At 65.7% G+C, this 12,114-nt stretch carries 13 protein-coding genes and 1 pseudogene; 7 read left to right on the top strand and 7 right to left on the bottom strand.

The genetic code is table 11. The features are described 5' to 3' along the window. Positions 1-106 precede the first annotated feature (106 nt). Both P3102_RS21825 and P3102_RS21820 read right to left on the bottom strand, forming a co-directional pair. Complete coding sequence (locus tag P3102_RS21825) at positions 107-409, bottom strand: hypothetical protein (RefSeq protein ID WP_276361302.1); 303 nt, start codon at positions 407-409, stop codon at positions 107-109. Further along, positions 406-867, bottom strand: a complete 462-nt coding sequence (locus tag P3102_RS21820; protein ID WP_276361300.1) for a MarR family winged helix-turn-helix transcriptional regulator — start codon at positions 865-867, stop codon at positions 406-408. The genes P3102_RS21825 and P3102_RS21820 overlap by 4 nt, the downstream gene beginning before the upstream one ends. A 67-nt stretch (positions 868-934) precedes the next feature. Here P3102_RS21820 and P3102_RS21815 point away from each other — a divergent pair, with 67 nt between their 5' ends. The 5 genes from P3102_RS21815 (at position 935) to P3102_RS21795 (ending at position 5,501) form a co-directional block, all read left to right on the top strand. Next, positions 935-1,825, top strand: a complete 891-nt coding sequence (locus tag P3102_RS21815) for a WS/DGAT domain-containing protein (RefSeq protein ID WP_276361299.1) — start codon at positions 935-937, stop codon at positions 1,823-1,825. Between the two features lie 26 nt (positions 1,826-1,851). Then, a complete protein-coding gene (locus P3102_RS21810; protein WP_276361297.1) occupies positions 1,852-2,091 on the top strand; it encodes a hypothetical protein in 240 nt (79 codons plus the stop codon). Positions 2,092-2,380: 289 nt separating this feature from the next. Beyond that, the gene (locus tag P3102_RS21805) at positions 2,381-2,872 is read left to right on the top strand and encodes an SMI1/KNR4 family protein (RefSeq protein WP_276361295.1); all 492 of its coding nucleotides are present in this window, start codon (positions 2,381-2,383) and stop codon (positions 2,870-2,872) included. A gap of 1,430 nt (positions 2,873-4,302) precedes the next feature. Next, on the top strand, positions 4,303-4,962 hold the full coding sequence (locus P3102_RS21800; protein ID WP_276361293.1) for a helix-turn-helix domain-containing protein: 660 nt from the start codon (positions 4,303-4,305) through the stop codon (positions 4,960-4,962). Between the two features lie 32 nt (positions 4,963-4,994). Beyond that, a complete protein-coding gene (locus tag P3102_RS21795) occupies positions 4,995-5,501 on the top strand; it encodes a DUF3291 domain-containing protein (RefSeq protein WP_276361290.1) in 507 nt (168 codons plus the stop codon). Between the two features lie 43 nt (positions 5,502-5,544). Here P3102_RS21795 and P3102_RS21790 read toward each other — a convergent pair whose 3' ends face one another. Then, entirely contained in the window at positions 5,545-5,766 is a 222-nt protein-coding gene (locus P3102_RS21790; RefSeq protein WP_276361288.1) for a hypothetical protein, read from the bottom strand. Between the two features lie 274 nt (positions 5,767-6,040). Here P3102_RS21790 and P3102_RS21785 point away from each other — a divergent pair, with 274 nt between their 5' ends. Next, on the top strand, positions 6,041-6,517 hold the full coding sequence (locus P3102_RS21785; protein WP_276361287.1) for a cupin domain-containing protein: 477 nt from the start codon (positions 6,041-6,043) through the stop codon (positions 6,515-6,517). A gap of 404 nt (positions 6,518-6,921) precedes the next feature. Next, positions 6,922-7,288, top strand: a pseudogene (locus P3102_RS21780) (IS5/IS1182 family transposase); the annotation flags it as partial. A gap of 32 nt (positions 7,289-7,320) precedes the next feature. Here the strand turns inward: P3102_RS21780 and P3102_RS21775 are convergent. From P3102_RS21775 to P3102_RS21760, 4 genes are all read right to left on the bottom strand, one after another. Further along, positions 7,321-8,295, bottom strand: a complete 975-nt coding sequence (locus tag P3102_RS21775) for a hypothetical protein (protein WP_276371647.1) — start codon at positions 8,293-8,295, stop codon at positions 7,321-7,323. Beyond that, positions 8,292-8,807 (bottom strand): SigE family RNA polymerase sigma factor, encoded by a 516-nt coding sequence (locus tag P3102_RS21770; RefSeq protein ID WP_276361285.1) that lies wholly within the window; start codon positions 8,805-8,807, stop codon positions 8,292-8,294. The genes P3102_RS21775 and P3102_RS21770 overlap by 4 nt, the downstream gene beginning before the upstream one ends. Positions 8,808-8,977: 170 nt before the next feature. Beyond that, positions 8,978-10,033 carry a hypothetical protein gene (locus tag P3102_RS21765; protein WP_276361283.1) on the bottom strand — a complete coding sequence of 352 codons (1,056 nt, stop codon included), beginning with the start codon at positions 10,031-10,033 and terminating at the stop codon, positions 8,978-8,980. A gap of 923 nt (positions 10,034-10,956) precedes the next feature. Then, positions 10,957-12,114 carry a serine hydrolase domain-containing protein gene (locus tag P3102_RS21760; protein ID WP_276361281.1) on the bottom strand — a complete coding sequence of 386 codons (1,158 nt, stop codon included), beginning with the start codon at positions 12,112-12,114 and terminating at the stop codon, positions 10,957-10,959.

The following is a 12,114-nucleotide window of genomic DNA, read 5'->3' as shown; positions in this document are numbered from 1 at the left end:
TGCCATCAGGTCTCACGAAACCCGATCGGCGCCGACGCGGAGCCGCCCTTGTCGAGGCTGCTGGCAAGTAACAGGAAAGACCTTCGCTGAACTCACCGGAGACTGGTCACCAGCCGAGGTCGAGCAGTTCCATCACCTCATGGAACACCTTCTCACCACCACCCATAGCGCCGGGCGCTTGGCCGGGACGGGCGCAAGTCTTGCCGCCGGGTGGTCGAGGCGGCACCACAGGTTTCGGAGCTGCTGGTCTCGGCGGATTGATCGGGTCGAGCACGAAGTCCGGCGGCGGTTTCGCGGGCAGGCCGGGGGAGCGGGACCAGGTGTCCCTCGACCTCGGGGAGGCGGTGTGCCTGGCCGGGTCCGGGTCGACGTCGGTGGCGGGCAATCCGGACAGCCTGGCGCGACTCATCCACTGCAGTTTCGTTGCCAACCTTCGTGCACCGGGCAGGCCGGGCAGCTCGCCCGATCGCACAGCCGGCACAGCTCGGCCAGAAGGCTCTCGCTGCGGGCCTCCGTGCTCAGTAAGGCGCCTGTGATCGCGATCAGCTGCCCGCATTGCTCCTCGGACAGCCGCCCGACAAACCGGTCCAGCACCGCCTTCCGGCCGGCCAGGGCCGAAGCCGCTTGCCGCTCACCTGCCGGGGTCAGCCGCAGAGGTCTGGCGCGGCCTCGGTCGGGCCGCGTGACCCATCCCTGATCGATGAGCCGCCGGACGAGGTGGGCGGTGCCCGGTTGCGAGATGTGCAAGACCTCCGACAGCCATTCCGCAGTTCTGTCCGGTTGGTCCTTGATGGCGATCAGGGCCTCTCCGAGAGCGCCACCCGCGCCCACCGCCGTCGTCACCGCCTCCCGGACCGAGCCGGTCACCAGCAGGGACGCGGCTCCGAGGAGGTTTGCGGCTTCACTACGCCGATCCCGGCCAGCGTCCGGTGCGGTGCTGCTGGCCGGGCGTCTGGGCAGGCAAGCCGCCCGGCTGCCCTCGGCGGTAGGGCACGCCGCCGGCCGCCTCCGCAAAGCCCGCTGGCCTCAGGCCTCCCAGCGGCGCGTTCCGTCGATCCGGCGGCTGCTCCACGCCGCGGACTCATTCGCGCGGACGATGCTGCTGCCCCCGGTACCGGCCTCGCCGCTGCTCCAGCAGCGCAGCCGGTCGGCGCAGTTCGACGCACTCGAGTTCCCCCTCACTCAGCTCAGATTGGCAGGCAAGGCCGCCGGCGGCTCGCTGAACGACACCTTCGTGGCCGGGTTGGCCGGCGGATTCCAGCGATACCACCACGAATTCGGATTGCGCCTGGCGGCGGTGCCGCTGGTGATACCGATCAGCGTGCGTCACCAGCACGACCTGCCTGCCGGAAACCGGCTGGCCAGTACCCGGCTGGGCATTTCGCTGGAGAACCTCGGCCCCGCCGAACGCATCGCCGAGGTACGCGACCGGGTCGCCACGATGCGCACCGGCCCTGTGCTGCGCGGGCTCGACCTGCTCAGCAGGCCGATCACCCCGCTACCGGGCCCAGTGGTGCGATCCGTGTTCGCCGAGATGTTCCGGGGCAACGACCTGATGGCGACGAACTTCCCCGGCGTGCCGATCCAGGGCTACCTCGCCGGGGCGGAAGTCGTCGCGGTCACGCCGTTCGCCCCACTGCTCAGGGGAGCCGCGAGCGTCGCACTGGTCACCTATCTCGATACCTGCCATCTCGGTCTGGCGCTGGACACCGGGGCGTTCACCGCGCCGGACACCTTCGTCACCTGCGTGCGAGAAAGCTTCGAGGAAATCCTCGCCCTCGCCGACCGGAATCCGGCAAACCCGCAAGTCACCCAAGCCGGCTGACGTTTTACCGCCGAGTGGAGGTCGAGATGCGCTGGAGTGCCGCCCACTGCGTTCGCTTGCTGGTCGGCGAGGGGCTCGTCGGCGACCAGGTCGAAGTTGACCGGCATGTCCTGCACCGGCTGGACGACGTTGAGGAGGAAACTCGATCCCTGCCCGATCAGCCAGCCCAGCGGATCGGTGGCGATGTCCACGATGGTTTGCGAACCGGACTGGATCAGCGTCTTGGCGTCCAGCGCATGATGTCGACACTGGCCGGCACTCCATAGGAGAGCTTGCGGTGTCAGCGTTCGCCTGTGGACAGGTTTGAGCGAACGAACCTCGAACGAATGTGGCAGGAGCCAGCGCCGATGGGTCTTGATGATAGAGGCTCTAAATCTTCATCATGTTATTCAGGTGCACGATGGCGCCATCGCCGGTGACGCATTTGATACACTTCGAGCACTGCAATGAGTTGCCTTGGGAAGCGGGTGCTAAGATTCCCTCTGGCATTGATCGGAATGCCTTCAACACCTGGGAAGAGTTGTATTGGTGGGATCGAGCAGGGGGTTTTGCCGGATGAGCGCTGTCGAAGCGAGTGAGCGGCTGATTGATTTGGTGCGCGCCAATCCGGACTTGGCGAACCATGCAGAGGGTTGCGATGAACTGACAGTAGCGACTGCGGAGCGTGTGCTCGGTATTCCGTTTCCGCCGTCCTGTCGTCGCTTGATTGAAGAATTTGGCACCTGGGATATTGCCGGAGAAGAGTTCTTTGGCGTTTATCGGACTCCTGCATTGGGGAAAGAGTTGCTGGGGTCGGTTATGGAGACCTTGAGTGCTCGCGATCAGTACGGTATGCCTGCCGATCTCATTGTGGTGATGTCCGACGGCATGGGCGGCTTGGTCGTCCTCGATTCTTCACAGGTGGACGAGGTCGCTGAGTCTCCTGTCCGAGTTTGGAATCCCGGGGTGCCCGATCGCGGCAGCATGGAGACTCTTGGTGAAAATTTCGGCTTATTCGCCTTGGACCTCTGCCAGAGGGCAGTGACGCGATGGCGTGAGGGCAGCTAGAGCCGAGCGGCGATTGCTTCGTTGATATGAGCCGGCCGTGAGTGGCGTCTGGATTCCGCTAGCCATTTCGTAGCGCAACGGCATGATGCCGCAACGGCGGACCGGTCTACATCCCCGTCCGCGACAGTCCGCCGGGTTACTGGTTCACGAGTAAACCTTGGTCACCGCGCCGACGATGACGATAAGCATGGCCAGCACGCCCCCCGGCTGTCGGGCCGTCGCCCGCATTCGAGGTCCGCAGTTCTCCGGGACATTTCCCGACCGGCGATCAAGTGGATCGATCGGTGATCAACCATGGATACAGTGAGCGAGCACCACGACGGCTTCTCCGGTCGGCGCCGGGCGAGAATGATCAGGTCAGGGGGTATCGGCAGTGTCGATACCGAGCCGAAGATCCTCGGCTCGATTCTGGGGAACTTTTTTGCTTTCGTGCGATACTGCGTCCGTCCGCGTTGCTGACATGGAGGACACTGTTCGACGTGTGAGCTCGCGGAACGGGGCCGGTCCCCGAAGGGGCCAGCCCCTATTTTTCCGAAGGAACAGCTGGTTAGCGCTAGCTGGAGAGAGATGGAAGCTCTCGCGCTAGCGTCGCCAACGCGATGAGGGGCGGGGTAGCGATCGCTGCCACGATCAACCGCAGAGGAAGCACTACGAGGCGGTAGGCAGGCGACGTTCGGTGACCACGCGCGGCCAGGTAGCTCCCCGCCGACTTGCCAATGGCAAGCGAGGAATCAGGCCTGAACCCGAGCCTGAAGAACTCGACGCCGCCGGAGGAGCACACTGTGACTTCATCGAGCAGCTCAATCGCTCATGGGCGAGCCAGGGCCGGCTTGCCGTTGTCGACGATGGGGCGGTGGCACCGCGATGCGGACACCGCCGTACAGGTCGATCGATTGCAGAGGGCCGGCAAGCCCGTCATGGCAGGTATCTCACCCGTCATCAGGCTCATCGGACAACCACCTGCGGACTCGCGCAGTGCCTTCGTGGAGGCCCGGTGAATCGGCATGGCCGACCACGACTTCGACGCGATCGCCCGCGGTTTGTTTGCCCTCACTCGGACCCTGCTCCCGGTCGGATGATGATCTTGCCGCAGATGTCGCCTGCTTCACTTCTGCGATGGAGGGTGGCGCTCGGAGATGTCGACGGTGATTTCGCCGCGGTCGACGAGGGGCACCATCGCGACCAGGTGACGGGGGACTGCCTGCCTCGCGGTGGTGCCGCCGGTGTTCCCGCATCTTCCACTCAAGCCGATCCGGAAGCGTCAACTGCAACGTCCGCACATGCCGATGTGCGTACGGCAGGGGTGGTCACTGTTCGTTGTCGAAGGTGCCGGCTCAGCATCATCGTGCGACCGTCGCGGGGAACGACGTCGGCAAGGCTCGTCGCGACGGGTGTCTAACGGAAGCCTGCGTTGTTCTTAGAATGGTGGGATGGAGGACATCGAGGCGATCGTCGTGCTGCGGGACCCCGTCCGGCGGCAGCTGTACGAGTACGTGGTCGCCCAGGACCACGAGGTGAGCCGGAACGAGGCGGCCGAGGGTGCCGGGATCGGCCGCACGCTCGCCGCGTTCCATCTCGACAAGCTCGTCGACGCCGGGCTGCTCGCCACCGAGAGCCGGCGACTCACCGGGCGTTCTGGCCCGGGCGCCGGGCGGCCGGCCAAGCTCTACCGTCGGTCCGGCGCCGAACATCTCGTCTCGGTCCCCGCCCGGGACTACCGCACTGCCGCCGACCTGCTGGCCGTGGTGGCGGACGGCGCCCGGCTGGATGTCGAGCTGCGGGCCGCCGCTGTGCGGGAAGGACGAGCCGCGCGGGCCACCGCCGGACCGATCGAGGACCTCGACGCGGTGCGGGCCGTTCTGTCGGTGCGCGGCTACGAGCCGCGCACGGACGCGGACGGTGCCGTCCTTCGCCTGGCCAACTGCCCGTTCCATGTCCTCTCGGAGCGGCATCCCGCGCTGATCTGCGGCATGAACCTGGCGTTATTGGAAGGTCTCATCGAGGACGCCGAAGGACTGCGGGCCCGGATGGATCCGCAGCTCGGGAGATGCTGCGTCACCGTCGAGAGTTCTAAAAGTAACGAAGATTGACATAGAAGGGCGAGAGTGGTGAGGTGGGTGACATGGCCGCACACCACCTCGCCCAGCTCAACGTGGGCACCCTGAAGCACCCACTGGACGACCCGCGCACGCACGGGTTCACGTCGATGCTGGACACCCTGAACGACGTCGCCGACCGGTCGCCCGGATTCGTGTGGCGACTGGTCGACGAAGAGAGCAACGACGCCACCGCGATCCGGACCACCCTCGGCGCGGACGTCATCGTGAACATGTCGGTCTGGGAGAGTCGCGACAGCCTGTGGGACTACGTCTACCGCAGCGGCCATCTGGATGTGCTCCGGCGCCGCGCTGAGTGGTTCGAGCTGCCGAAGACGGCGTTCCAGGTGATGTGGTGGATCCCGGTCGGCCACGTGCCCACCGTCGAAGAGGCGGTCGAGCGGCTACGACATTTGCGCGCGCACGGCCCATCGCCCAGCGCTTTCGGGTTCAGGGACACGTACACGCCCGAGGACGCGGGCCTCGGCCTCGTGACCACCGCCGGACACGACCGACGCCGGACCGCCGGCTGAGCACCACCGAATGGCCAGCGCCGGCCGATACACGACCTCGAGGTCAGGACTGAACGATCAACTTCTCCAGCCGGGCCGACCCTCGCCCCACGTCCGCTTCCACCACGGTGGATCTCGGCACCGGTGAACGGCCATCGTCTGCCGCTCCGCGGTAGTCCTCCACGCCGCATTGTCCGAAGGCGAACGTGGCATGTCCGATGTCCGCAACGCCGAAGGCCTGTACCGCAGTATCGGCTCTCGCGACGAGCAGCAGTACGTCGGCCACAGTGTGTGGACGCTAAGCAATGGCCTGTCGGGAACTCGCGGAGCTGGAGACCCGGATGCCGTCGGGCGCCAGATCCTTGCGCTATTCGGCAGGAGTGCGGTCCGCCTGGCAGCGAGGACGCTCTCGTGGTCTTGCGGGATGAGGACTCCTGTGGACAGGGGATCGCGTCACGTATCCGGTCCGTTTCGGACGTGCCGGCTTCATGCAGGCGGAATTTATTGGCAACGTGGCGTGGGCCATGCATAGTGGGCGGGTAGGTTCATCAGGAGGTGTCATGTCAGACGAAGAGATCGTGCTCGGCCCGCTGCCGAAAGGGATCACCCCCGCGAACGAGGCCCTGGGGTCGAGGGTATGGAACGTGTTCGGCCATACCTACACGATGAAGTCAGCCAGCGAATCGAGTTTCGCGTTCGAGACGTTCGATCCTCCTGGCACCGGGGTGCCACCGCACGTGCATCCGCGGCAAGATGAGCACATTTACGTTCTGGACGGGGTCTTCACCCTCTACATCGACGGGAAGTGGGAGACAGCCGGCCCGGGTGACACCGTGCGGATGCCCAGAAATCTTCCGCATGCCTATTACAACCGTGGCGATGTGCCGACTCGAGCGTTGTTCTGGGTCAGCCCTGCCGGTCAGCTGGCTTCCTTGTTCGACAAGCTGGACAAGACCATGAGCATGGAAGAGGGGTTGAGTGTGGCGAGCCAGTATGGTGTGGACTTCCTTCCGCCAGGGGCCGTCGAGGGCGTCTGACCCGGCGAGCTTCTATCAGCTTGAACGGTATTTCCGGACGGCACTTCGCATTGTCCTCAGCTTCGATGAACACGTTTCTTGGTGATAATCAAGAAGTGATGTAGTGTATTCGGTGCTGTGCGAGCACTTGCGACGGAACAACGTGCGATGAAGCCAAAGGCTGCGGAGGACGCGAGACCTGGGATCACGGTGCCGTACCGGATAGGACGGTGCGGTGCCGGTCTTGTGTTCACAACCAGCAGCCGACCCCATACCGCTGGCAGCGGGCACGTCGTGCTCGTCTACCCAGTTTCTGTTCCTCGACAGCCCGGAAACCCAGACCCAGCAACGACGTGTCCTTCTGCCATACCTGGGCAAAACTACCCCCACATCGCTGCGAAGGGCCCTGCAAAGGGAAATTGACGACCGAGCCGAGCCCGGTCGACCGCGGCAAGAGCGACTCGAAGATCCACGTTCTGCCCGATCGGACAGAACTTCTTCTTACGGGTGGCGGTGTCCGCGGCCGATACCCAGGGCTCCTCCGCGCTCAAGCCACTGGTGATGGCTGTCCCGGCGAGCAGATCCCGATGGGGACCGCGTCGCCGAACAGCCGGGAAACTGCCCGCCGACAAGGCGTAAGACCACGCCGGCCTGCGAAAATGGATCTGCGATCAAGGCATCACCGCCTGGCTCTTCGGCTACCGCCAGCTCACCACCCGATACGACCGCTACGCCAACCACTTCTGCGCATTCCTCACCCTCGCCGCCACAATCATCTGCTTCGAGGAAATACCTGGATCAGCTGAGGATCCGGGGAACCCGGTTTACCTGGCTACGCCGCTTCGCGCGATCTCTTCGAGAGTGCCTGTGGCCGTGCTATCCGAGGTTACCGAAATCCAGTGCCTGGCGTCGATCTGCCGAATCACGACGCGGCCGTCGTCGGTGAGCAGAAGCCCGTCAGATGGCTTCAACGGCGTGTTCTCGACATTGTTCACCGTGCCAGGCCCGATCACTTGCCAGCTGGCAGGCGCGGTCCCGGTTTGGACGCCGACGAGGACACAGGCGGGGTCGTCGGTGGCGGAGCCGTCGGGGCAGAAGCGGAACGATTCCGCACTGCCGGCCCTTCCTCCTTGGGCGGAGTACACCTTCAGTAGCGGGGGTACCGTGATGTTCTTCAGTATCGCGGTCACCGGGCTCGGTCGTGCGGTGACGGACTCGGCGACCTCCTGCAGTGTCCGCACTGTGATGCGACTCGACGCGCCGCCGATGGCGGCCCACTTACCGGGGGAGAGCTGCCAACTCAGTTCCTTGAAACCGGATCGCTCGTCGACTGTCCGCAGCACCGCGGGGATCCCGTTGACGTCACGGGATTCGCCCCCGGTCGCCGTGGCGGGGTCCTCGGTCCGGACCCGGACTGTGATCGTCTCGAAATTTCCTTTGCCCGCATACTGCGCCGAGACCTCGCCGGGATCGAGTGTCCAAGAGTCCAGCACGAATCCACCAGGCAGGCGGCCGACGGTGAACGGCAAGGACTGCGCCGGATCGACCGCCTTCACCGGGGCGACGGCCGATGCCGCCGGCGTCATGGCGACGGGTGGTCGGTCCCCTTCCATCGTCAGCAGCCCGCCGGCGATCAGGACACCGGTGGTGGCGGTCGCAGCGGAGGCGAACGCAGTCGCGCGCCGCACTGCCACGCGTCGTCGTAGGGTCGAGTGTGTCCTGATCAGCATCGTTTCTGGGTCGGGGGCCAGGTTCTCGCGCTCTCGCAGGGTCTTTCGGAGCAGGTCGAGGTCGGTCATGGTTCAGATACCTCCGTAAGGTCGGATTCGAGGCGAAGCCGGAGGGCCGCGAGGCCACGCGAAATATGACTGCGCACCGTCCCGGCCGCGCACCCCATCGCTTCGGCGATCTCGGTGTCGTCGCGGTCTTCGTAGAAACGCAGGACGATCGCGACCTGCTGGGCAGGGGTCAGTTTCCTGAGCAGCAGGTCGAGCTGGTCGCGGTCGGCCACGGCGGCAGCCGGGTCCCCGGACGCCGGTTCGGTGCCCGCGTAGTCGGCTGTCAGCCGGACGGAGCGCTGGTACCAGCGCTTCCGCCAGGACAGGTGGCCGTTGACGACCATCCGTCGCAGATAGAGATCAGGCCGGTCGGCCGAGACGACCCGTGGCCAGTGCCGATGTGCGCGCACCAGCGCGTCCTGGACGAGATCCTGTGCGAGATCGCGATCGCCCGTCAGGACCGCGGCGAACCGGACCAGGCCCGGAAGCTGCTTGCGGGAAAACTCGTCGAAGGTTCGTTGTGTGGACTCCACACCTTTCAGACTCCGCCTGCCGCAGCTGTTGTTGCGGTGGTTCCGAGGAATTCCCAGCCGACGGGCCGGCCCGAAACGCGCCGCCGGTGGGCCGACGGCAAGGTCGGACGGCGTTCTCGAGGGCGTGCTGCCGGGCGATCGGAGCAGGATTCACGACGATCAGAGTTGGCCTATCTGCCGCCGTAGCGATGGGCGACAGCGCGGAACGCCGCTTTAGGCCGCCATTGTGCCGGGTGGTCGGCTGTCACTGTGACGATGCCGAATCCGGCTCGGTCCAAGTCGAGCGCCGGATCATCGTGATGAGCGAAATCGGGCATGCTGAAAGTGAAGACGAAGGCGCCGTGCACGCCCGTCTGGTCGTAAAGGTCGATCAGCTCGGTGAGGTAGCGGGCCTGGGTGTTCTCGTCGCGCGGATGTGCGTCCATGATCCGCGGCGGGCGGGCGTACCAGTTGACGATCTGGAAGGAGCCGGGCCCGCGGACGTCCGCCCCGGTAAAGGCGCCGCAGCCGAACTCGGTGATCACCACCGGTTTGGCCGATTCGCCGACCAGCGCGCGGACCCGCCGTTCATAGCTCGTGTGATCGGTCCCGGACCGGTAGAGGCTGACCCCGACCAGGTCGAATCGGGACCAGTCCACCGATTCCCAGCCAGCCGCAGCGTAGGTGACCGGCCCGTGGAATACGTCGCGGGCGGTTTCCGCCGCTTTCGCGAGTAGGGCGTCCAGCCGACGGTCGATGCGGTGCCGGAGCAGCGTGCGTGCTCGCAGAATGAGCCGCAAGCGCAGGTAGGAGCGGAAGCCGGGAACGATACCCCGGGCGGTGTGCGAAAACTCGCTGCCGACCAGCAGGGTTACTTTTCCCGGGTAGCGGATCCGCAGCTGTTCGGCGGACGCCGCGGTCCGTGTCAGGTGCGCGAGTAGCTCAGGCGGCCGCAGCTCCGTCGCGTTGGGCCGGATGTACACGTCCAGGCCGAGGTCAAGCGCTTGGCCGGCGACCGCGATCAGCTGGTCGACGTCGGCGCCGATGGACATCACCGCGGTGCAGTGCAGGTCGTCTCGAATCGCAGTCAGGTCGCGACGGACAATGTCCACCGGAATTTCGCCGACGAGATAGGAAATGCCGCGCACGGTCAGCATCCGGTCGTTCCTTTCCGCGAACGGTCTTGGAGCGATGCCATGCCGATGCGGGCAGATCAGCACTCCGGGAAGGATGGCGGCGTTCACCACGTGATTCACCGCTGGGACACCCCGCCGAACGAGTCCACTGCGACCGCCGGCCCGGCTTGGACCAGCGGTGCCGCACCGGCGACCGCTGGCATATGTACACGAGTTCAGCCCGGCTTGCGTGACCAGGTCGGCAGAAGTCCACTCAGGTCGCCAAGGAAACAGCCGTCGCGCCGAACTCCAGCGCTTCGTGCGCGAGATGTACGACGTCCTCGCACATCGGATATCGCTGCCCGCGCCGGGCCGCCGCGATCATCGCGGCCATTCTCTTCCTGCACCACATCGAGACCGCCGTCGACCACGGTGAAAGGGCTCGTTCCACGGCGATTCGCGGGCTTTGAGAGTGTCTTCGGCGCAGGGGGCGCCGACCAGTGCCGACAACGGTGGACGGTGTCGAGATGACCGCGGCCGAGCTCGCTCTGGGGCCGCGAACTTACGCGATTCAGCCTACACGGCTCCGACCTGTTCGCCACGGCCGAGTACCCGATGCGCGGTGAGGTGTGTGATCTTCTGCTCAAGACACTGCCCGACGTGGCGGTCGTGCCCCAGGAGCCCGAATCCACCCCACTGCTTGACACTCGGGCGTGTCGCGGCTTCCTCAGGCTCAGGAAACAGGCGATGGGGGTATTGCTGGCTCGAAGCTCATTCAGCAGGGGACGTGGCTGTTGAAGTGGTCCCGCTGAATTCTTCGGTTTTCACGATCGAGGTGATGTCGTCGGGGGTCAGCTGTCCGGCAGGCTGACCCGTAGCTGTTCATAAGTGCTCGATGGGGTGGGGCGGTTGCTTCGAAGAAAAGGGAGATCACCAAGCTGGCCGCGCGTGTGAGACCGGAGGCTCTCCACCCTCTTTCACACGGCGATCTTCCTGCGGAGGGGTCCCGAAGAAGCCGCTCCACCCCATCGAGCAGACAGCACGACCAGGCTGAATCAGCGACCAACCAGAGCCTCGGTGACCACCCGGGCACTCGTCGCAGGCCAGTTCTTGTTGGTCAGGTTCATCGGACCGAGGCGGACGACCACGGTGTCGGAGCCGGGATCCACCTGGACGACCTGGCCGCCGAGACCGATGGCCCAGTACATATCCGCGGGCGCGTTCGACACCATGCGCTCGCGGGGCGCGTTGGCGCTGTCTTCGCGGGTCATCGGGACCAGGGCGTTGGCGACGGCGCCGAGGTGGTTGAGCCACCACAGGTAGCCGTAAGACGAGGTGATGGGCTGGGACGGTTTGCCGGTGGCCTCGTGCACCCAGCGGCTGGACACGATCTGCCGGAGGTTCCACCGTCCGTCTTCGAGGAACAGGTGGCCGAACCGGGCCAGGTCCTCGCAGGTGGACTGCATGCCGAAGAACATGTTGGTGTTGCCCGACGGGTCCCTGGTCAGGCGGGTGTCACGCATACCTATGGGGGCGAACAGGTTCTTGTCGGCGTAGTCCGCCGGTTCGACGCCGGTGGACTTGCTCAGCACGTCGTCCAGGGTCTGGATGGCGGCGTTGTTGTATGCCCAGACGTCACCGGGTCGGTGCTCCTGCGGGAGGGAGGCGCCCAAGGCGGTGCGGTCGTCCGCGGTGGGGAGGGTGACGTAATCGGTGACCGCGTCCCAGTGCCTGCCGGAGTTGTTGCCGAGTAGGTTCTTCACCTTGACCTGGGAAGCTGGGGTGCCCGCCCAGGCCGGGATGTACTTGGCGGCCTTGTCATCGACATTGAGTTTCCAGCGGGACTGGGCGATGCCGACCAGGGTGCTGGTGACCGACTTGGTGACCGAGAAGACCTCTTGGGCCGAGTCGGCGTTGGTGCCGTTCCAGTACCACTCGCCGACGAGGCGGCCGTGGCGGATGACGACCATGCAGTTCGTGCCGTCGGCTTGGGCGGCCGAGGCGATTTCGGCGAGTTTGGCGGGGTCGAAGCCCTCGGCGGCGGCGTCGGCGCGCTGCCAGTCGGCGCCGGGATAGGTGCCCGTCCACCCATTCGCGCCCTGCGGTGTGTCCGCCCACGCTGAGGCGCCCGGCTGGAGCACGACCAGCGCACCGGCGGCGAGCATCACGGCCGTGGCGGTGGTGGCGAGTTTGCGACGCGCGAAAACAGGCAT

It is taken from the genome of Amycolatopsis sp. QT-25 (assembly GCF_029369745.1).
GTDB lineage: Bacteria > Actinomycetota > Actinomycetes > Mycobacteriales > Pseudonocardiaceae > Amycolatopsis.
Note: the sequence above shows the minus strand (reverse complement) of the source record. Positions and strands in the feature narration are given on the sequence as shown.

What these genes read in the sequence shown, in the direction of transcription:
- P3102_RS21805 (WP_276361295.1), top strand. Translation starts at nt 2,381, where the DNA reads ATGAGCGCTGTCGAAGCGAGTGAGCGGCTGATTGATTTGGTGCGCGCC.
- P3102_RS21800 (WP_276361293.1), top strand. Translation starts at nt 4,303, where the DNA reads ATGGAGGACATCGAGGCGATCGTCGTGCTGCGGGACCCCGTCCGGCGG.
- P3102_RS21825 (WP_276361302.1), bottom strand. Translation starts at nt 409, where the DNA reads ATGAGTCGCGCCAGGCTGTCCGGATTGCCCGCCACCGACGTCGACCCG.
- P3102_RS21760 (WP_276361281.1), bottom strand. Translation starts at nt 12,114, where the DNA reads ATGCCTGTTTTCGCGCGTCGCAAACTCGCCACCACCGCCACGGCCGTG.
- P3102_RS21775 (WP_276371647.1), bottom strand. Translation starts at nt 8,295, where the DNA reads ATGACCGACCTCGACCTGCTCCGAAAGACCCTGCGAGAGCGCGAGAAC.
- P3102_RS21810 (WP_276361297.1), top strand. Translation starts at nt 1,852, where the DNA reads ATGCGCTGGAGTGCCGCCCACTGCGTTCGCTTGCTGGTCGGCGAGGGG.
- P3102_RS21795 (WP_276361290.1), top strand. Translation starts at nt 4,995, where the DNA reads ATGGCCGCACACCACCTCGCCCAGCTCAACGTGGGCACCCTGAAGCAC.
- P3102_RS21785 (WP_276361287.1), top strand. Translation starts at nt 6,041, where the DNA reads ATGTCAGACGAAGAGATCGTGCTCGGCCCGCTGCCGAAAGGGATCACC.